The organism is Pseudoalteromonas sp. AWM4_233 (genome assembly GCF_056158285.1).
The window spans coordinates 1585000-1603615 of the sequence record NZ_JBSWSZ010000001.1; the positions used below are offsets into that span (position 1 = coordinate 1585000).

Consider the following 18616-nt stretch of genomic DNA (forward strand, 5'->3'; position numbering starts at 1 on the left):
AGCTTCTAGGAGTCCTAATGCAAAAAAGTCTCATTTCTCAAATGCAACTTGGACGACAGTACGCCAAAGAATGGCCTATGCGCAAAGAGCTTGCGCCTATGTTTGCAGAATTTAGAGTCATAAAAGCCACTGAACTTGCGATCAGTGTTATGCCTTTACTTGCTGTGATTACTTTAGTATTGCAAACCAATTGGTTGGGAAATCAGTATGTACCTCAATCTTTAGCCATTGCACTTTTCTTTATATCTTTGCCTGCTCAAGGTTTACTTTGGCTAGGGAAGCGTGCTGATACGCCGCTTAATCCATCTTTAAATACTTGGTATCAAGAATTGTTTAATAAGATGGTGGCCAATGGCTATGATGCGCCCATGCAATTACAGTCGCGCAGACCCACTTATCGAACTTTGGCAAAACTGTTAAAAGACATGTTTGAGAAAATGGATAAAGCATTTACAAAAGAGCAGTTTTAAACTGCTCTTTTCAGTTGTACCTATCCTCAAAGTAATCATTTAATTAAAGGGGGTGGGGTGTACAAGATAGTTTTATTTAAACCTTCTGATATTCGCTTAAATAAAATGATAGTGTGATTGTATGGCTCTGTTTTTCCTTTAAAGCGTCATAGTGACTTTCTTTAAACTTCCAAGCAAATGGTGTCATTTGTATTAAATGCTCAATGATTTCTGTTTTAATCTCTATTCGTTTTTCAAGTTCATGGTGTTTAACTAATTTAAACCCAGCAGGGGTATCTGGATGTGTATGTAAATTCACTTCAGGGTAAATTAACGATTTAAGCTCAAATAAATGTTTAGGGCCCGGGTTCACTAAAATTACTTTACCTGTGCTCCTCACCAGCCTTTGTAATTCTTGTTCAAAAACGGGGGCGAACACAGTGACAACACAGTCCATACTTTCATCTGAAAATGGTGCTTGTTTAGCAGAAGCAACACTAAAATTGGCCTCTTTATATCGCTTAGCCGCATATTTAACGGCTGATTTTGAAATATCGAGCCCATATACATCACATTCGGGCAGTTCATTGGCAAATAAGTGCGTATAAAATCCTTCACCACAGCCTAAATCGAGCAATGTTTGAGGAGAAGATAGTGAAATTAGATTGGCAATCTCTTGTCTCAAAAAGTGATAATGGTCAGTTGCAAAAAAGGCACGACGCGCTTGAACCATATCTAAATTATCACCGGGTTGTTTTGATTTTTTATTCTGAACAGGCAGTAAGTTGACATAGCCTTCTTTGGCGAAATCAAATTGGTGTCTGTTTTCGCAAGACATGCTATTGCCAGTTTTATTTAACGGAGCCTGACAAAGCGGACAGTGATAAATTAGCGTCATTTATCTAAGTATTCCTTATCATAAAAGGTTTTAACCCAGTGGGGTTTATAAGTAATAAGTAATGTGATTGCCATACCATTTAACATGGCTTCGGGAAACCAAATTAACGTTGCATAAAATAAATAGTTATCTAATAACTGTTGGAATGTGTACGTATCAATTAGCCAATAATATACACCTGACGACAATATTTTGAATGCGCCAATACAGCCTGCGCATAAAAATGCACAGACAAAAATATAGATAAAAAAATGTCTTGGTAATTTGCTGTAACACAGCACAAATAGGCCGTAACTGACCAATATGGGAAGTAGCGCAGTAAAAAGATAAAAGTCGGCAAATTCAGAAGTTTGAATGCTGCCAAAAGCAAGTAATAAGAGACTGGTAAGTAGAGCACTTAAACTTGCTAACCGCCAACCAAGCACTAAGGTGATGGCGGTTACTCCCAATATATGAATATTTAAATAGGGCAAAATCCCCGCTTTGATTTGCCAAAGCAGTGCCAGTACTACTGAACAGGCAAGTACACCAGTTTGTCTGATAGGCCTATGCCAAAGCGTTAAATATTCGCGTTTATCAATAGTAAACGCGAATATGATTAAGGTAACAAGCGGGGTCAATAACATAGAGTGAGTTCTAATTAAAATTTAAACTCGGCCCAAATTGGCGCGTGATCAGAAGGCTTTTCGATGCCTCTTAATTCGTAATCGATTTCACTTTCTACACATTTGGCCATCAATGATTCAGTAGCTAACACTACATCAATGCGAAGGCCTCGGTTATCATCAAAACCTTTTGAGCGATAGTCGAACCACGAGTAACGTTCTGTCTTTTCTGGTGTTAATTCGCGGAAAGTGTCTTTAAATCCCCAATCCATTAACGTCGCAAGCCACTCGCGTTCTTCTGGCTGGAATGAACATTTGCCCGTTTTCAGCCAACGCTTCTTATTTGGCTCACCAATACCGATATCTAAATCTATCGGTGAGATATTGATATCACCCATTACAATGACATTTTCTTCAGGCGTGTGATTTTCATTTAAGTGTGTCATTAAGTCTTTATAGAACTGACGCTTGTATGGGAATTTGGTTTCATGATTTATGTTATCACCTTGAGGGAAGTAGCCATTATGAATGATCACATCTTCACCTTTGTCATTCTCGAATACACCTGAAATCATACGTTTTTGGGATTCTTCTGTATCAGTCGAAAACCCTTTTTTGATTGACTTAGCAGGTTTCTTCGACATCAGTGCGACACCATAATGTGCCTTTTGACCATGGAAATAAACGTGGTAGCCCATAGCTTCTACATCTTCAACCGGAAACGCTTCATCGTGAACTTTGATTTCCTGTAAACCAATTACATCAGGTTGATGTTTGTCGATTAATGCTTGCAATTGATGAAGACGAGCACGAAGGCCATTAATGTTAAATGAGATTACTTTCATAATTTGCGCTTATAGTTCTATGTAATTTATGTACCATTTTAACATTGAAAGGGAGTTGCGAAAGCCCGAGATAGCAATTTAAATTATCTATCACTTTTTTCGGTTTGGGAGATATGTTATTTATTAGTCAATACACTCAAATTTTGGTGAGAAAGTAACCTGGCTAGAAATGCTAACTGAATTAGTGCATTGAATTATAATGACTTTATTTTTGGTTCGGTTATTGCTTTAAATTTAAGAAATGCAATTTTAATGGAACAACTTATTGAATGCTTAAGTTGAACCAGTCACTCACTATACTAATCAGCTTAATTAAGTGTTACTGCAGATTGGTATTACATAGTAGGGAAATAACATGAGCGTCGTATTAGAAGATAGACCAATTGAACAAGTCAGAGAAGAAGTTATAGACAACCTAATTTACAACTATAGCCATGGTGTTATTTCCGCAGAGGCATTTGAAAGACGTTTAGACAAAGCGATGAGTACACAGGTTCATGCTGAAATCGTCGCCTTAACAGCAGATCTTACTATGCAAGCTGACGAGAAGTATACGGCGCAAAAAGATGCGAGCTTGAATATTAATTACGGACAAAAGTCTGCAGGTGACAAGCTAGATATTAAAACGGTTTTAGGAAACAGCTCTCGAACAGGCAAATGGGCGGTACCGAAAGAAATTAACTTATTGAATGTATTGGGTTCTACAACCTTAGACTTTTCCGATGCTGTATTTGAGCATCAAGAAGTCACTGTAAATGTAAATTGCATACTGGGTTCAGAGAAAATTTTAATCCCCGAAGGCATAAATGTGATCTGCGAGGCGTTTTGTATTCTTGGTAATGTAGAAAATAAAGCGCCATCTATTGCGCCAAAACAAGCACCGACTATAAAGATTAAAGGCAAACTGTGGTTAGGTTCAGTTGATGTTGAAATTAAGCGCACGATTAAAGAAAAATTTGTGAGTTTTGCCAATGAGCTCAAGTCATTATTTGATGATGGCAGTTATGGTAAATATAAATAAACAGGATATAAGAGGGCACGCTTAAACGTGCCCTTTTTTATCATACTTTTTGTTCAGTAAATTTTAAGAAGAAAATCAAATTCGCGATAAACCACAAGTCTTTTATTAAAAAGTGACCTGTCGTAGACAAAATAGTTGATGACGTAACTGCGCCTGGGGTTGTTGCTAAAAATGTTTGTGTCATGACAAAAACTGCAAGTGACATTAACACGCCAATCCAAAGTACTTTTTTGTTATATATGGCTGCAATCAAAAGTGCGACAGCTAACAAATCATAAACACCAATTAAATTCGAAGCAGTTTGTAAATCCCAAACACTATACATCCAAGACATAAATGGTGAAGTTTGCAGTAAGTCTTCGATCCCTTGTGCTTCTATCAAGGTAAACTTCATACCCCCGATCCAAACGAGTACGACCAAAACAGGGAAAATTGCTATCCACTGCATTACATGATTAGAAAGGTTTGGGTTAAGTAGACAGATGCCAATTGAAAGTAACGCAAAATACTTAATGACGCCTTGGCCTGCTCCGATGACAGGAAATCCGCCCATGCTTTCAATCCACATACCCGTTGAAAAAAGGCTTAGTAAAGGCACTACAGACACAATAATGAGTAAAGATGCTAAAGTCGGTTTTGCTTTTTCAAAGTACATAGAAAGTATCGAAAATACAGCAAGTAAAGAAAAGCATAAAGCAGCCAATATATTAGCAATTTCATAACTTAGGAGTGAGTTGAAGCCAAAAAAATTGACTGTTTTTTCGATATGTCTATGACTGCCCATTAGCAACATACTCGTGCTCATCAATATACTTGATAATCCAACTAACAAGAACGCTACGTTGGTATTGCAATAAAACTTTTTCATTTAACAACCTTTTTAATTGGGAATACGCAATAAGACCGAGAAAGCGAAAATTTATTTCAACTTGTCTTAATTTTAGAGTTTCCGTTTATCGTGAATTGTTTATTTTGAAATTTAAAGCTATCAGAATAGCATCGCACTTAAACACGGGAATTTTAAATGATTAAAACACTTATTTATTGTGTCTTATTGCTGATAGCTATACCCAGTATCGCTAAGCAACAAACTGTTGTTCTTATCTCACTTGATGGTTTTCGGTGGGATTATATTGAAAAGCATAACGCTAAAAATATTAAACGCATCGCTGATAGCGGTGTTCGAGCCACTAAAATGTGGCCTGTTTATCCAAGTAAAACCTTTCCAAACCATATATCCATAATTACAGGCTTATTACCGGTCAATCACGGTATTATTGACAATAAGTTCTGTGATAAACAAAGAGGTGATTGTTATAAAATGGGCAAAGGGCAGGGAGATAGTACTTGGCTTAATGGCATACCTTTATGGAATCTGGCAAAAATGCAAGGACTCAAATCAGCTGCCTATTTCTGGCCAGAATCCGATGCGCGCTTTAATGGTATGACCCCTGACTATTACTACCATTACTCAAAGCATAGTGATTACCAAACTCGTATTGACCAAATGGTTGAGTGGTTAAAATTACCAAAAGAACAAAGACCAAGTTTTGTTGCAGGGTATTTTTCATTAGTCGATAGTATGGGCCATGACTTTGGCCCTGATAGCAAAGAAGTATATGATGCTGTTCAAAAAATGGATAAGCTAATCGGGCAGTTTAATGAGCGCTTAAAAAAGCTGCCTCATGATGTAAACTTAGTGCTGGTGGCTGATCATGGTATGTCCTCATTAAAAGAAGACAAAACAATCACGATTAGCAGCCTGAATATTCCAAAGTCTTGGACGGTGAAAAACACAGGACCAAGAGTACTTATTTATGCGAATGACGCTTCAATTGAAAACATTAATACAGCAAAGCAACAGCTGCGTCTTATCTCAAACAATCGGTATGCAGTGCTAGATGAGACGATTTTAAAGCAGCGCCATTACCATGGCACCCCAAGGATCCCAGATATTATCTTAGAAACCAAAGCTCCGAGTGTTTTTAGCCTTGGTGGTAAATTAGATTATAAAGGTACTCACGGATTTGCAAATACAGATGATATGGCTGCAATGTTTGTTGCAACTGGGCCTGCTTTCAAAAAGGGCCATAAAATTAAAGAAATGAGTAATTTAGAAATATACCCAACAGTAGCTAAAATACTGGGCTTAGAGCTGATAAGAAATGTAGATTCAGATGGTGAAACACTTCTAAAAGCGCTAAACGAATAATTAAAATAAAATTCGGAAACTAAACGTTTTAAATAAAAAGAGTAACCATAAGGTTACTCTTTTTTGGTTGGAAACTTTTTATCATCATTGTTTTGTTTGAAGCTTGTCGATTGTGTGTGACTTTTATCTAATTTATTTAAATGAGAGACAGGCTCTGCTAACGCCGAGGTTGAGCCAAAACATAAAACTAAACTAAAAATCTTTTTATACGCTGATGCAAACATAACAATTCCCTGAGCCTAAGCTACTTTTGATATGTTTAAATTTTAGCAATGAAGAACCGAAATGTGTGTGTCGAAGTGTAGCGAAATGTAAGAGAATGTAAGACCAGTTAATCCGGCCTTACATTTACTGAGTAACTATTTTATAAGTTATTTTTTCCCGCTAAATCTAGGAAGAATGCATACTCTAGAGCAGTATCATGTAAGCGTTTGAAGCGACCTGATGCGCCACCGTGACCCGCTTCCATATCTACTTTAAACAATAACTTATTGTCGTTTGTCTTATAGTCGCGCAGCTTTGCTACCCACTTTGCAGGCTCAAAGTACTGTACTTGAGAATCATGTAGGCCAGTCGTTACAAGAATATGAGGGTAATCTTGCTTCTTAACCTGATCATAAGGCGAATAGCTTAGCATGTAGTCGTAATAAGCTTTGTCGTTTGGGTTACCCCATTCGTCATATTCACCGGTAGTAAGTGGAATGCTTTCATCAAGCATAGTTGTAACTACGTCAACAAAAGGAACATGTGCAGCAATGCCTTTATATAAATCAGGTGCTTGGTTGATCACTGCACCCATTAACAGACCGCCAGCACTGCCACCTACAGCGTAAACTTGATCTTTATGGCCATAACCTTGTTCAACCAGCTGTTTTGTTACGTCTACAAAATCATTAAAGGTATTTTGCTTGGTCAGCTTTTTACCATCTTCATACCATGGACGGCCTAGCATTTGTGAACCACGGATATGTGCAATAGCAAAAACAAAGCCTCGATCTAGTAAGCTAAGTCGATTACTTGAGAAGCTTGGATCCATTGTTGCTCCGTAAGAGCCATAACCATATTGATATAATGGATTTGTACCATCTTTCTTAAACTTGTCTTTACGGTAAACTAAAGAAACAGGTACCTTCACACCGTCTCTAGCCGTAACAAAAATACGCTCAGAAGCGTAGTTGTCTACTTTGAAATCACCCAGTACTTTATTTTGTTTAAGAATATTTGGTTCACCTGACTCAAGGTTGAAATCGTAGTGAGTTCCTGGGGTAGTCATACTGGTGTAGTAAATACGGATTGAGTCATTGTCTAATTCGTTATTGCCATATAAATATGCAGCAAATGCGTCATCATTAAATTTAAGTGCTTTTTCACTGCCATCTTTGAGAGAACGAACGACTACCTTTACCTGACCCATTTCACGTTCTTGATAAACAAGATGGTTATCGAACAGTTCGATACCTTCTAGTTTAACTGCTGGGCGGTGTGCAATGACTTCTTTCCATTTAGATTTATCACCTAAGTCTTTTTCGTTAACTTGCATCAGTTTGAAGTTAACCGCATTTAGATTGGTCAAAATATAGTAGGTGTCTTTATGCTTCGAAACATTATATTCAAGACCTTTCTCACGAGGAATAAAGCGTTTGGCCTTAGCTTTACTATCGTTTGCGTCTATGAAAGACATGCCTGAAGACTCGGTGCTTGAATGGTAAATGACAACATTTGACCCGTCTTTCGTTTTACCTATGTACGTGTAATAAGTGTTATCAGCTTCTTCATAAATAAGTTCGTCAGAAGATTGCGGTGTGCCAAGCTTGTGTCGATATACTTGGTAGCCTAATAAAGTTTGCGGATCTTTTTTAACATAGTAGAAATGTTCATTATCGTTAGCCCACACAACACTCGCTTGCGCGCCTTCAATTTTATCGTCTAAAAGCTTTCCTGTTTTTAAGTCTTTAACTTGAATAGTATAAATTCTGCGGCTGACTGTATCTTCACCATAAGCGAGTAGTTGGTCATTTGGACTCGCAGATAAGCCTGATGCACTATAGTATTCATGGCCTTTTGCAAGTTCATTAACGTCAAGAAGGAGCTCTTTATCAGAACCTTTGAAGTCACTGCTACGAACATAAATAGGGTATTCGTTATTACCACGCATTTCCGAAGAGTAGAAATAGTTACCACGTTTGGTCGGTACAGAATTGTCGTCTTTTTGGATCCGAGACTTAAGTTCTTCAAATAGTGTTTCTTGAAGTTTTTCTGTGTTGCTAAGTTGCGCGGCAGTATAAGCATTTTCTGCTTCTAAGTGAGCAATGATTTCAGGATCCTTTCGCTCGTCATCACGCATCCAATAGTAATTATCAACACGTTTATGGCCGTGTATTTCCATTTCGTGTGGTACTTTTTTGGCTATCGGTGCTGCAACAGTTTGTTCTTGTACCTGTGCAGTAGATTGCTGAGTTTGAGTGTTGTTGTCATTATTACAACCAGCTAATACTGCCAAAGAAATGATGCTTAAAGCATGAGGTAGAAATCGTTTCATAGTAATCCTTGTTATAAATTATTCCTTTTGATGCTAACTCAGATTTCACAGTCTCACCAGCCAAGATTGTAAAGACATGTAAAGTAGTTACAGCGTGCGTTAAGTTTTAAACAAATTGTACAAATTAGATAAACTTTTAAATGCTTTGAACACGACATTTAACCAAATGTAAACTGTTTATTAAATGTACAAAATAAATCATTTATTACATTTACAAGAGCAAAAGTGGCTATATAATGCGCGAAAACTCGTTCTTATTAGGTGTATTATGCTTAAATCTATCTCACTCTTGGCTTTTGGTTTAACTGTTTCTTTGAATGCTCAAGCATCAGCATTCGTGTCAGCTGATAATTCAGCAGAAACGAAAGTATGTGTTATTGCTTCAACAGAAGGCTTTTCAGCAGCGCGTAAAGAAGCAAGTAAACATGGCTTAAACGTGTCTCGTTTTTCACCGAGCTTATTATGTAATGGCGAAGATATTCGTAAAGTTGCAGAACGTGCTGAGCGTGAAGCGAATACATTTTCAGAGAAGAAAGTAACATTAGTTGCTAAAAACCAAAGTTTAGAAACGTCTCTGTGTATTACAGCGGCGAGAAAAGGAATTAAAGAAATCGGTTACAAAGCGCGTAGCTTACGTTGTAACGATATTCCAGTACGTGAATTTGTAAAAGAGTTTGCGAAAACAGCAATCTAATATTGCTTTAGAAAAGATTTCAAAAAAGCCGTTGGAATATTTCAACGGCTTTTTTAATGTTTATGAATTATTTAGTCCATATACCTTTAGGTAATGTTGCTTTAATTTTCTCATTACTATTTGGGTCAAATACAGGCACTTTACCTTGCTTAAGCTGAGAGATGTAATCTTTGTAAAGCCAGATTACAGCACCTGATAACATGAATAGGGCAGCTACGTTTACAATCGCCATCATACCCATGGACACATCAGCCATAGTCCAAATCAAACCCAGTTCACTGACAGAGCCAAACATCACCATACCAAGTACACTTAATCTAAAGATCAGCATGCCATGTTTATGATTGTGCTCTAAGAACATTAAGTTTGTTTCAGCATATGAGTAATTAGCTACGATAGATGTAAATGCAAAGAATAAAATGGCAATTGCAATGAAAATAGCACCCCATTCGCCAACATGCTGAACCAGAGCGGCTTGCGTTAAAGCAATACCAGTAACACCAGACTCAGGGACTAATTGATTAGATAGTAGAATAAGTGCAGCAGTTGCAGAACAGATAATAATAGTATCTACAAACACGCCAAGCATTTGTACATAACCTTGCGATGCAGGGTGGTTTGGGTTTGGTGTTGCAGTTGCTGCAGCATTGGCAGCACTACCCATACCAGCTTCGTTAGAGAAGAGACCTCGTTTAATCCCTTGGATCATTGCCTGCATAACAGCATAACCAATTGCACCAGCGCCTGCTTGTTCAATGCCAAAAGCACTGTAGATAATTTGTTTAAACACAGCTGGTAAAAGCTCAAAATTGATAGCACACACATATAATGCAACAGCTAAATAAGCCAAAGCCATGAAAGGAACAACTAACTCAGCAAAACGAGAGATGGTTTTTAAACCACCAAAAATAATAAAACCAGAGCCGATAACGAGTAAAACCCCCATAATGTGCTTTGGAATATCAAAGGCAACTTCAAACGCTGCTGTGATTGAGTTTGCTTGTACTGCATTAAATACAAGCCCAAATGCTAAGATAAGACATAAAGAGAAAAGCACACCCATCCAACGCTTGCCTAAACCATACTCCATATAATAAGCAGGACCACCACGGAAGTTGCCATCTTCATCTTTTGTTTTATATAGCTGTGCAAGGGCGCTTTCGGCAAAACTAGTTGCCATACCTATAAGTGCAATTAACCACATCCAAAAAATTGCTCCAGCACCACCTAAATAGAGTGCAACAGCAACGCCAGCCATATTACCTGTACCAACACGTGCAGCTAATGAAGTACAAAAAGCCTGAAATGAAGAAATGCCCGAGTCAGAACCTTGTCTACTATTAGCCATGACCTTAACCATATAAGGAAATTGTCTAAATTGAATGAAGCCCAAACGGAAGGTAAAGAATAAACCTGCTGCTATTAATAGATATATAAGGACATGGCCCCATAGCAATCCACTAATAAAGTTTAAAATATCAGCCATAATTGAATGCCTAGTTAATTGAACGAATAAATGAGGGCCGTAATCTAGCATAAATGAGGAAGGCAATCTAAAGCACAGCGGCAAAACATAGTTTATCCACAGGGTTTTGTGGGTAAGTTGTCATTAAGTGGTTTGTAAGTTTGTATATTTAAATATATAGAAAATAATGCATTTTTCTTTAAAAAAGAGGTTGCGCGCTTTTAAATTCTCCCTATAATGCGCACCCACTGACACGGGGCGAGACGCTGAAAAGCAAATCAAAACGATGTCGAGTCAAATAAAACTTAATCTTTAAAAACTTTTTAAAATTAAGTGTTGACATAAAAAGTGAAGTCGTTATTATGGCGCTCCACTTCGCAGCAAGGCTGCGGTAACTCATCGAGTTACACCCGGGTAACCGGAATGTTCTTTAAAAATATGAAGCAATCATCTGTGTGGGCACTCGTACAGATTGAGTTCTAACAGCTCTTGATTCAGGAGCAAAAAAATTTAGAGTCTCAATTTCTTATGAGTGACTATATAGTCAATTTTATACAGAATTCATTGAGCGCGAATCTTCGGATTCAAAAACTTTTAATTGAAGAGTTTGATCATGGCTCAGATTGAACGCTGGCGGCAGGCCTAACACATGCAAGTCGAGCGGTAACATTTCTAGCTTGCTAGAAGATGACGAGCGGCGGACGGGTGAGTAATGCTTGGGAATATGCCTTAGGGTGGGGGACAACAGTTGGAAACGACTGCTAATACCGCATAACGTCTACGGACCAAAGGGGGCTTCGGCTCTCGCCCTTAGATTAGCCCAAGTGGGATTAGCTAGTTGGTGAGGTAATGGCTCACCAAGGCGACGATCCCTAGCTGGTTTGAGAGGATGATCAGCCACACTGGAACTGAGACACGGTCCAGACTCCTACGGGAGGCAGCAGTGGGGAATATTGCACAATGGGCGCAAGCCTGATGCAGCCATGCCGCGTGTGTGAAGAAGGCCTTAGGGTTGTAAAGCACTTTCAGTAAGGAGGAAAGGTTAGTAGTTAATACCTGCTAGCTGTGACGTTACTTACAGAAGAAGCACCGGCTAACTCCGTGCCAGCAGCCGCGGTAATACGGAGGGTGCGAGCGTTAATCGGAATTACTGGGCGTAAAGCGTACGCAGGCGGTTTGTTAAGCGAGATGTGAAAGCCCCGGGCTCAACCTGGGAACTGCATTTCGAACTGGCAAACTAGAGTATGATAGAGGGTGGTAGAATTTCAGGTGTAGCGGTGAAATGCGTAGAGATCTGAAGGAATACCGATGGCGAAGGCAGCCACCTGGGTCAATACTGACGCTCATGTACGAAAGCGTGGGGAGCAAACGGGATTAGATACCCCGGTAGTCCACGCCGTAAACGATGTCTACTAGGAGCTGGGGTCTTCGGACAACTTTTCCAAAGCTAACGCATTAAGTAGACCGCCTGGGGAGTACGGCCGCAAGGTTAAAACTCAAATGAATTGACGGGGGCCCGCACAAGCGGTGGAGCATGTGGTTTAATTCGATGCAACGCGAAGAACCTTACCTACACTTGACATACAGAGAACTTACCAGAGATGGTTTGGTGCCTTCGGGAACTCTGATACAGGTGCTGCATGGCTGTCGTCAGCTCGTGTTGTGAGATGTTGGGTTAAGTCCCGCAACGAGCGCAACCCCTATCCTTAGTTGCCAGCGATTCGGTCGGGAACTCTAAGGAGACTGCCGGTGATAAACCGGAGGAAGGTGGGGACGACGTCAAGTCATCATGGCCCTTACGTGTAGGGCTACACACGTGCTACAATGGCGCATACAGAGTGCTGCAAGCTCGCGAGAGTTAGCGAATCACTTAAAGTGCGTCGTAGTCCGGATTGGAGTCTGCAACTCGACTCCATGAAGTCGGAATCGCTAGTAATCGCGGATCAGAATGCCGCGGTGAATACGTTCCCGGGCCTTGTACACACCGCCCGTCACACCATGGGAGTGGGTTGCTCCAGAAGTAGGTAGCTTAACCTTAGGGAGGGCGCTTACCACGGAGTGATTCATGACTGGGGTGAAGTCGTAACAAGGTAGCCCTAGGGGAACCTGGGGCTGGATCACCTCCTTAACGATTTAGAACAGATTTGTTCGTAGTGTCCACACAGATGATTGTTAGTTAGCTTTATAGCTAATTAATATTGCTCTTTAAAAATTTGGAAAAGCTGATAATTAATTCTTTTAGAAGAAATTCTAGAAAGAGTTTTCAAAAGTAAAACAATGCCGATAAACATTAAATTGTTTATTAGCGTCTACTTTAGTATTCAATATTAACTTCTGGCGAAGTTAAAACTGTCTTTGACGATACAAACCATTTTGGGTTGTATGGTTAAGTGACTAAGCGTACACGGTGGATGCCTTGGCAGTTGGAGGCGATGAAGGACGTACTAACTTGCGATAAGCCTAGTCAAGCCAGTAAGAGGCGCTTGAGACTAGGATTTCCGAATGGGGAAACCCACCTGTTTACAGGTATCGTTAACTGAATACATAGGTTAACGAGGCGAACGCGGAGAACTGAAACATCTAAGTACCCGTAGGAAAAGAAATCAACCGAGATTCCGAAAGTAGCGGCGAGCGAAATCGGACTAGCCCTTAAGCTTTAGTGTAGTTAGTGGAACATTCTGGAAAGTTTGACGATACAGGGTGACAGTCCCGTACACAAAAACTTATCTAAAGTGAAATCGAGTAGGTCGGAGCACGTGAAACTTTGACTGAATATAGGTGGACCATCATCTAAGGCTAAATACTCCCAACTGACCGATAGTGAACCAGTACCGTGAGGGAAAGGCGAAAAGAACCCCTGTGAGGGGAGTGAAATAGAACCTGAAACCGTGTACGTACAAGCAGTAGGAGCCCTTCGAGGGTGACTGCGTACCTTTTGTATAATGGGTCAGCGACTTATATTTTGTAGCGAGGTTAACCGTTTAGGGTAGCCGTAGCGAAAGCGAGTCTTAACTGGGCGTTGAGTTGCAAGGTATAGACCCGAAACCCGGTGATCTAGCCATGGGCAGGTTGAAGGTTGAGTAACATCAACTGGAGGACCGAACCCACTAACGTTGAAAAGTTAGGGGATGACCTGTGGCTTGGAGTGAAAGGCTAATCAAACCGGGAGATAGCTGGTTCTCCCCGAAATCTATTTAGGTAGAGCCTCGGACGAATACTTACGGGGGTAGAGCACTGTTAAGGCTAGGGGGTCATCCCGACTTACCAACCCTTTGCAAACTCCGAATACCGTAAAGTAATATCCGGGAGACACACGGTGGGTGCTAACGTCCATCGTGGAGAGGGAAACAACCCAGACCGTCAGCTAAGGTCCCAAAGTGTATGTTAAGTGGGAAACGATGTGGGAAGGCTAAAACAGCTAGGAGGTTGGCTTAGAAGCAGCCATCCTTTAAAGAAAGCGTAATAGCTCACTAGTCGAGTCGGCCTGCGCGGAAGATGTAACGGGGCTAAACATACCACCGAAGCTACGGCTGCATACTTTGTATGCGGGGTAGGGGAGCGTTCTGTAAGCGGCTGAAGCTCAATTGTAAAGTTGGGTGGACGTATCAGAAGTGCGAATGCTGACATGAGTAACGATAATGCGGGTGAAAAACCCGCACGCCGGAAGACCAAGGGTTCCTATCCCATGTTAATCAGGGTAGGGTAAGTCGACCCCTAAGGCGAGGCTGAAGAGCGTAGTCGATGGGAAACGGGTTAATATTCCCGTACTTGGAATAATTGCGATGGGGGGACGGAGCAGGCTAATCAAGCATGGCGTTGGTTGTCCATGTGAAAGGCTGTAGGCTGGTGACTTAGGAAAATCCGGGTCGCCAAGGCTGAGAGTCGAGACGAGCTACCACGGTAGTGAAGTTGATGATGCCCTACTTCCAGGAAAAGCCTCTAAGCTTCAGATTATTTCGAATCGTACCCCAAACCGACACAGGTGGTCAGGTAGAGAATACTAAGGCGCTTGAGAGAACTCGGGTGAAGGAACTAGGCAAAATTGTACCGTAACTTCGGGAGAAGGTACGCTCCTATCTGTGATGAGATTTACTCTCTAAGCGGACGGGAGCCGCAGTGACCAGGTGGCTGGGACTGTTTATTAAAAACACAGCACTGTGCAAAATCGTAAGATGACGTATACGGTGTGACACCTGCCCGGTGCCGGAAGGTTAATTGATGGGGTTAGCTTAGGCGAAGCTCTTGATCGAAGCCCCGGTAAACGGCGGCCGTAACTATAACGGTCCTAAGGTAGCGAAATTCCTTGTCGGGTAAGTTCCGACCTGCACGAATGGTGTAACCATGGCCACGCTGTCTCCACCCGAGACTCAGTGAAATTGAAATCGCAGTGAAGATGCTGTGTACCCGCGGCTAGACGGAAAGACCCCGTGAACCTTTACTACAGCTTGGCACTGAACATTGAGCCTACATGTGTAGGATAGGTGGGAGGCTTTGAAGTGGCGTCGCCAGATGTCATGGAGCCATCCTTGAAATACCACCCTTGTATGTTTGATGTTCTAACATAGGTCCCTAATCGGGATTGTGGACAGTGCCTGGTGGGTAGTTTGACTGGGGCGGTCTCCTCCCAAAGAGTAACGGAGGAGCACGAAGGTTGGCTAAGTACGGTCGGACATCGTACGGTTAGTGTAATGGTAGAAGCCAGCTTAACTGCGAGACAGACACGTCGAGCAGGTACGAAAGTAGGTCATAGTGATCCGGTGGTTCTGAATGGAAGGGCCATCGCTCAACGGATAAAAGGTACTCCGGGGATAACAGGCTGATACCGCCCAAGAGTTCATATCGACGGCGGTGTTTGGCACCTCGATGTCGGCTCATCACATCCTGGGGCTGAAGTCGGTCCCAAGGGTATGGCTGTTCGCCATTTAAAGTGGTACGCGAGCTGGGTTTAGAACGTCGTGAGACAGTTCGGTCCCTATCTGCCGTGGGCGTTTGAGAATTGAGAGGGGCTGCTCCTAGTACGAGAGGACCGGAGTGGACGAACCGCTGGTGTTCGGGTTGTGATGCCAATTGCATTGCCCGGTAGCTACGTTCGGAATCGATAACCGCTGAAAGCATCTAAGCGGGAAGCGAGCCTCGAGATGAGTTCTCACTTTAACTTTAAGTTAACTGAAGGGCCGTTGGAGACTACAACGTTGATAGGCTGGGTGTGGAAGTGTAGTGATACATTAAGCTAACCAGTACTAATTACCCGTGAGGCTTAACCATACAACGCCAAAGTGGTTTTAGCTCAGAAGCTAATATGAACTAGAGTAGAAGTTTTAGAAATTATCAGATTTTTCCAGATTTTAACCAAATTTGCTTGGTGACCATAGCGTTTTGGAACCACCTGATCCCATGCCGAACTCAGAAGTGAAACGAAACAGCGTCGATGATAGTGTGGGTCTCCCATGTGAAAGTAGAACATTGCCAAGCACCTATTTAAAGAAAGCCCGATTCGAAAGAGTCGGGCTTTTTTGCTTTAAGTCCCTCTGCAATAGATAAAATGGCTCACTTCACCTTGCGCAAAAGAAGCGCTCTCACTGCGTTCGCAGTCGCTAATTTTGCACGATAGCGTCGATGATAGTGTGGGCGCGGCCAGCCTGGCTTCCCATGTGAAAGTAGAACATCGCCAGCAAAGGTTGCCCCAGGCAATTAAAGAAACCCGCTGCAGCAATGCAGCGGGTTTTTGCGTTTAGGTGCTAAATAGTCCTGCACGGTGATGAGGCAAAGCTCGGTGATAAAAAGACGAATTAGCGCAAGGTGAAGTGAGCAACCTTCACCGTACTTAATCTAGACGCCCTCAACTCCAGCTAAACTGGTTTATCTCACCTTGCGCGAAAAGAATGTAAGCGCTGCGCGCTTGTCATAAACCTTTCGCACTATACTTGCGCAAAAGAAGCGCACTCACCTCGTTCGCAGTCGCTAATTTTGCACCATAAGCGAAAGGTGAAGTGAGCAGCTTTCACAGTTGTTACTCTCTTCATTCTGAAACACTTTTCACGCTCGTTAGTAAATACACCCTTAACTCCAGTTAAATTTACATGCATTACGAACATTCATTTCTTCCTTGTTTACTTAAAAGAGTCTTACCTTAGCTGCGGTTAGAACTACTCACTTCACGTTGCGCAAAAGAACCGTACTCACTACGTTCGCTGTTGGTAACCTTTTGCACTATGAAACATTCTCATGAGCTTTTATCTATCTAATATGCTGTAATGGTTAAACAATAATCATAAGGAACTCTAATGAAATCAATCTTATATGTCTTTTTCTTAACTATTTCATTATCAGCTTTTGCTAATCCATTGAAGGGGACTTGGGAGTATGTCAGTGGTGAATATGCAACACCTGATGGTAATGTTAAAGCTGAAGCGCCGGCAGTTACTTCGACTCGAATCGTTTCTGATACACACTTCAGTTATATTACACGCCACTCAAATAAGTTTGCTTATGCAGGTGGAGGCACATATGTTATCAAAGATAACTATTTTATTGAGACAGTGGAGTATGGCAATTTAGAAGATTATATTGGTAGGACTATGGCCTTTACCTATAGAGTCGAAGGTGATCTTTGGTATCACACCCTGTATGAAAATGGTAAGTTCGTTGAGAGTGAAATCTGGAAAAGGGTACCAAGCAAACTTTAAAATACCTTTATTACTCTGAATCTTAGAAAGTTATTGAAAATGTTCTGTAATTAAGTAAAGTACACTATCGCTTTTTAGAAGTTATATTGTAAGCAGTATTTACGTGTATATTGAATGCCAAATGCTGTCAGGGGTTAGTATGAGCATAGAGCATAAGACAAGAACTCAACTTGTTGCAGAAGCAATTAGAGAGAAAATACTTTCTGGTGAGATTAAAGCTGGGGAACCATTAAGACAAGCTGCTTTAGCTGAAGAATTGAACGTGAGCAGAATTCCCGTTCGAGAAGCGTTACTACAATTAGAAGCTGAAGGCCTTGTTAATTTTGAAGCTCACAAAGGTGCTACAGCGACACAATTGAGTGCAGATCAAATAGATGAAATTTTTGATTTACGTGCTTTGTTAGAGGCAGAGTTATTAAGCCATTCTATTCAGAAACTTACACCTCGTGATTTATTAGAAGCTGAAGCTATTCTGTATGACTTAGAAGAGGCTGTTGAGCGAGGTGATACGCAACTTGCCACTGGTAAGTTGAACGCAGAGTTTCATGGAAAACTATATTGTAAAGCTGAGAGACCGCAAACTTCGGAACTTGTAGATATGTATAGTAAGAACTCTGAACGTTATGTACGTATGCATATATTACTGGCAGGTGGTTTTGCTACTGCGCCTGAAGAGCACCGTACGTTATTAGATTTATGTAAGCAAAAAGACATAGATGCAGCTTGCGCCTTCTTGAAAAGACATATTCTAAGTGCAAAAGAAGACATTAAAGAGCTTCTAATTAAAATGGAACAAGAATAGGAAGAGCGGCTAGGCCGCTCTTTTTTACAATGTATATTTACTTATTATTCTATACACTTCGTTAATATTATCTCCGGCTTTAAACTCTTTAACAAGCGGCTCAGTCTCAGAGCCAATCCACAGTTTCAGTTCAGCATCCATGTCAAAGTGTCCAGCAGACTCTTTACTAAATTTAGTGATCTTGTTGTACGGGATAGTCAATATTTCCATTTTGGAACCTGTTACCCCTTGCTTATCAACTAATATCAAACGCTTATTAGTGAAAACAAACATATCGCGGATGACTTGATATGCTTTTTCTATTACTTCACCTTCGATCAAGCTATCTGCTAGTAACTCTTCCGTTTTACCACTATCTGCTTCACTTGCATTGCCTAATAATCCACTTAGTAAACCCATA

14 protein-coding genes and 3 rRNA genes are annotated in these 18616 nt (G+C 41.0%); 9 read left to right on the top strand and 8 right to left on the bottom strand.

The annotated features are described in order from the left end of the window. The first annotated feature begins 17 nt into the window (after nucleotides 1-17). A complete protein-coding gene (yfbV, locus tag ACXAC4_RS07085) occupies nucleotides 18-470 on the top strand; it encodes a terminus macrodomain insulation protein YfbV (RefSeq protein WP_058029604.1) in 453 nt (150 codons plus the stop codon). Nucleotides 471-546: 76 nt separating this feature from the next. On the opposite strand, the gene rlmA is transcribed toward yfbV, so the two are convergent. From rlmA to xthA, 3 genes are read right to left on the bottom strand one after another with little or no spacing between them, the layout of a single operon-like run. Continuing rightward, a complete protein-coding gene (rlmA, locus tag ACXAC4_RS07090; protein WP_475160184.1) occupies nucleotides 547-1347 on the bottom strand; it encodes a 23S rRNA (guanine(745)-N(1))-methyltransferase in 801 nt (266 codons plus the stop codon). Next, nucleotides 1344-1973: an energy-coupling factor ABC transporter permease gene (locus ACXAC4_RS07095; RefSeq protein ID WP_475160186.1), complete on the bottom strand. Its 630-nt coding sequence runs from the start codon at nucleotides 1971-1973 to the stop codon at nucleotides 1344-1346. The genes rlmA and ACXAC4_RS07095 overlap by 4 nt, the downstream gene beginning before the upstream one ends. A gap of 14 nt (nucleotides 1974-1987) precedes the next feature. After that, entirely contained in the window at nucleotides 1988-2797 is an 810-nt protein-coding gene (xthA, locus tag ACXAC4_RS07100; protein WP_058029606.1) for an exodeoxyribonuclease III, read from the bottom strand. Nucleotides 2798-3152: 355 nt separating this feature from the next. Here xthA and ACXAC4_RS07105 point away from each other — a divergent pair, with 355 nt between their 5' ends. Continuing rightward, complete coding sequence (locus ACXAC4_RS07105; protein WP_475160189.1) at nucleotides 3153-3818, top strand: DUF1707 SHOCT-like domain-containing protein; 666 nt, start codon at nucleotides 3153-3155, stop codon at nucleotides 3816-3818. A 40-nt stretch (nucleotides 3819-3858) separates the two neighbouring features. Here the strand turns inward: ACXAC4_RS07105 and ACXAC4_RS07110 are convergent, their stop codons facing one another. Beyond that, the gene (locus tag ACXAC4_RS07110; RefSeq protein WP_475160191.1) at nucleotides 3859-4686 is read right to left on the bottom strand and encodes a DUF417 family protein; all 828 of its coding nucleotides are present in this window, start codon (nucleotides 4684-4686) and stop codon (nucleotides 3859-3861) included. A gap of 156 nt (nucleotides 4687-4842) precedes the next feature. Between ACXAC4_RS07110 and ACXAC4_RS07115 the strand changes: the two genes are divergently transcribed. Further along, nucleotides 4843-6030 (top strand): alkaline phosphatase family protein, encoded by a 1188-nt coding sequence (locus tag ACXAC4_RS07115; protein WP_475160192.1) that lies wholly within the window; start codon nucleotides 4843-4845, stop codon nucleotides 6028-6030. 53 nt (nucleotides 6031-6083) lie between these two features. Here the strand turns inward: ACXAC4_RS07115 and ACXAC4_RS07120 are convergent, their stop codons facing one another. Both ACXAC4_RS07120 and ACXAC4_RS07125 read right to left on the bottom strand, forming a co-directional pair. Beyond that, complete coding sequence (locus ACXAC4_RS07120; RefSeq protein ID WP_171037246.1) at nucleotides 6084-6254, bottom strand: hypothetical protein; 171 nt, start codon at nucleotides 6252-6254, stop codon at nucleotides 6084-6086. Nucleotides 6255-6394: 140 nt separating this feature from the next. Then, entirely contained in the window at nucleotides 6395-8569 is a 2175-nt protein-coding gene (locus tag ACXAC4_RS07125) for a S9 family peptidase (protein WP_475160194.1), read from the bottom strand. A 268-nt stretch (nucleotides 8570-8837) separates the two neighbouring features. Between ACXAC4_RS07125 and ACXAC4_RS07130 the strand changes: the two genes are divergently transcribed. Next, nucleotides 8838-9263 (top strand): exonuclease III, encoded by a 426-nt coding sequence (locus tag ACXAC4_RS07130; RefSeq protein WP_475160195.1) that lies wholly within the window; start codon nucleotides 8838-8840, stop codon nucleotides 9261-9263. Between the two features lie 67 nt (nucleotides 9264-9330). Here the strand turns inward: ACXAC4_RS07130 and ACXAC4_RS07135 are convergent, their stop codons facing one another. Further along, nucleotides 9331-10749 (bottom strand): alanine/glycine:cation symporter family protein, encoded by a 1419-nt coding sequence (locus ACXAC4_RS07135; protein WP_475160196.1) that lies wholly within the window; start codon nucleotides 10747-10749, stop codon nucleotides 9331-9333. Between the two features lie 574 nt (nucleotides 10750-11323). Between ACXAC4_RS07135 and ACXAC4_RS07140 the strand changes: the two genes are divergently transcribed. The 5 genes from ACXAC4_RS07140 to ACXAC4_RS07160 all read left to right on the top strand — a co-directional run bounded on the left by ACXAC4_RS07140 (nucleotide 11324) and on the right by ACXAC4_RS07160 (nucleotide 18216). Continuing rightward, nucleotides 11324-12856, top strand: a 16S ribosomal RNA gene (locus ACXAC4_RS07140). Nucleotides 12857-13112: 256 nt separating this feature from the next. Further along, a 23S ribosomal RNA gene (locus tag ACXAC4_RS07145) occupies nucleotides 13113-15993 on the top strand. A gap of 93 nt (nucleotides 15994-16086) precedes the next feature. Continuing rightward, nucleotides 16087-16200: ribosomal RNA gene (rrf, locus tag ACXAC4_RS07150) — 5S ribosomal RNA — on the top strand. The 16S, 23S and 5S rRNA genes sit together here, the layout of an rRNA operon. A gap of 812 nt (nucleotides 16201-17012) precedes the next feature. After that, entirely contained in the window at nucleotides 17013-17414 is a 402-nt protein-coding gene (locus ACXAC4_RS07155) for a hypothetical protein (RefSeq protein ID WP_138482520.1), read from the top strand. 139 nt (nucleotides 17415-17553) lie between these two features. After that, nucleotides 17554-18216, top strand: a complete 663-nt coding sequence (locus tag ACXAC4_RS07160; RefSeq protein WP_475160198.1) for a GntR family transcriptional regulator — start codon at nucleotides 17554-17556, stop codon at nucleotides 18214-18216. Nucleotides 18217-18240: 24 nt separating this feature from the next. On the opposite strand, the gene ACXAC4_RS07165 is transcribed toward ACXAC4_RS07160, so the two are convergent. Then, nucleotides 18241-18615 carry a PH domain-containing protein gene (locus ACXAC4_RS07165; RefSeq protein WP_138560614.1) on the bottom strand — a complete coding sequence of 125 codons (375 nt, stop codon included), beginning with the start codon at nucleotides 18613-18615 and terminating at the stop codon, nucleotides 18241-18243. Between the last annotated feature and the right edge of the window lies 1 nt (nucleotide 18616).

Bases quoted from the DNA above. Each gene is read 5' to 3' on its own strand.
- yfbV (WP_058029604.1), top strand. From the start codon at position 18: ATGCAAAAAAGTCTCATTTCTCAAATGCAACTTGGACGACAGTACGCC.
- rlmA (WP_475160184.1), bottom strand. From the start codon at position 1,347: ATGACGCTAATTTATCACTGTCCGCTTTGTCAGGCTCCGTTAAATAAA.
- ACXAC4_RS07095 (WP_475160186.1), bottom strand. From the start codon at position 1,973: ATGTTATTGACCCCGCTTGTTACCTTAATCATATTCGCGTTTACTATT.
- xthA (WP_058029606.1), bottom strand. From the start codon at position 2,797: ATGAAAGTAATCTCATTTAACATTAATGGCCTTCGTGCTCGTCTTCAT.
- ACXAC4_RS07105 (WP_475160189.1), top strand. From the start codon at position 3,153: ATGAGCGTCGTATTAGAAGATAGACCAATTGAACAAGTCAGAGAAGAA.
- ACXAC4_RS07110 (WP_475160191.1), bottom strand. From the start codon at position 4,686: ATGAAAAAGTTTTATTGCAATACCAACGTAGCGTTCTTGTTAGTTGGA.
- ACXAC4_RS07115 (WP_475160192.1), top strand. From the start codon at position 4,843: ATGATTAAAACACTTATTTATTGTGTCTTATTGCTGATAGCTATACCC.
- ACXAC4_RS07120 (WP_171037246.1), bottom strand. From the start codon at position 6,254: ATGTTTGCATCAGCGTATAAAAAGATTTTTAGTTTAGTTTTATGTTTT.
- ACXAC4_RS07125 (WP_475160194.1), bottom strand. From the start codon at position 8,569: ATGAAACGATTTCTACCTCATGCTTTAAGCATCATTTCTTTGGCAGTA.
- ACXAC4_RS07130 (WP_475160195.1), top strand. From the start codon at position 8,838: ATGCTTAAATCTATCTCACTCTTGGCTTTTGGTTTAACTGTTTCTTTG.
- ACXAC4_RS07135 (WP_475160196.1), bottom strand. From the start codon at position 10,749: ATGGCTGATATTTTAAACTTTATTAGTGGATTGCTATGGGGCCATGTC.
- ACXAC4_RS07155 (WP_138482520.1), top strand. From the start codon at position 17,013: ATGAAATCAATCTTATATGTCTTTTTCTTAACTATTTCATTATCAGCT.
- ACXAC4_RS07160 (WP_475160198.1), top strand. From the start codon at position 17,554: ATGAGCATAGAGCATAAGACAAGAACTCAACTTGTTGCAGAAGCAATT.
- ACXAC4_RS07165 (WP_138560614.1), bottom strand. From the start codon at position 18,615: ATGGGTTTACTAAGTGGATTATTAGGCAATGCAAGTGAAGCAGATAGT.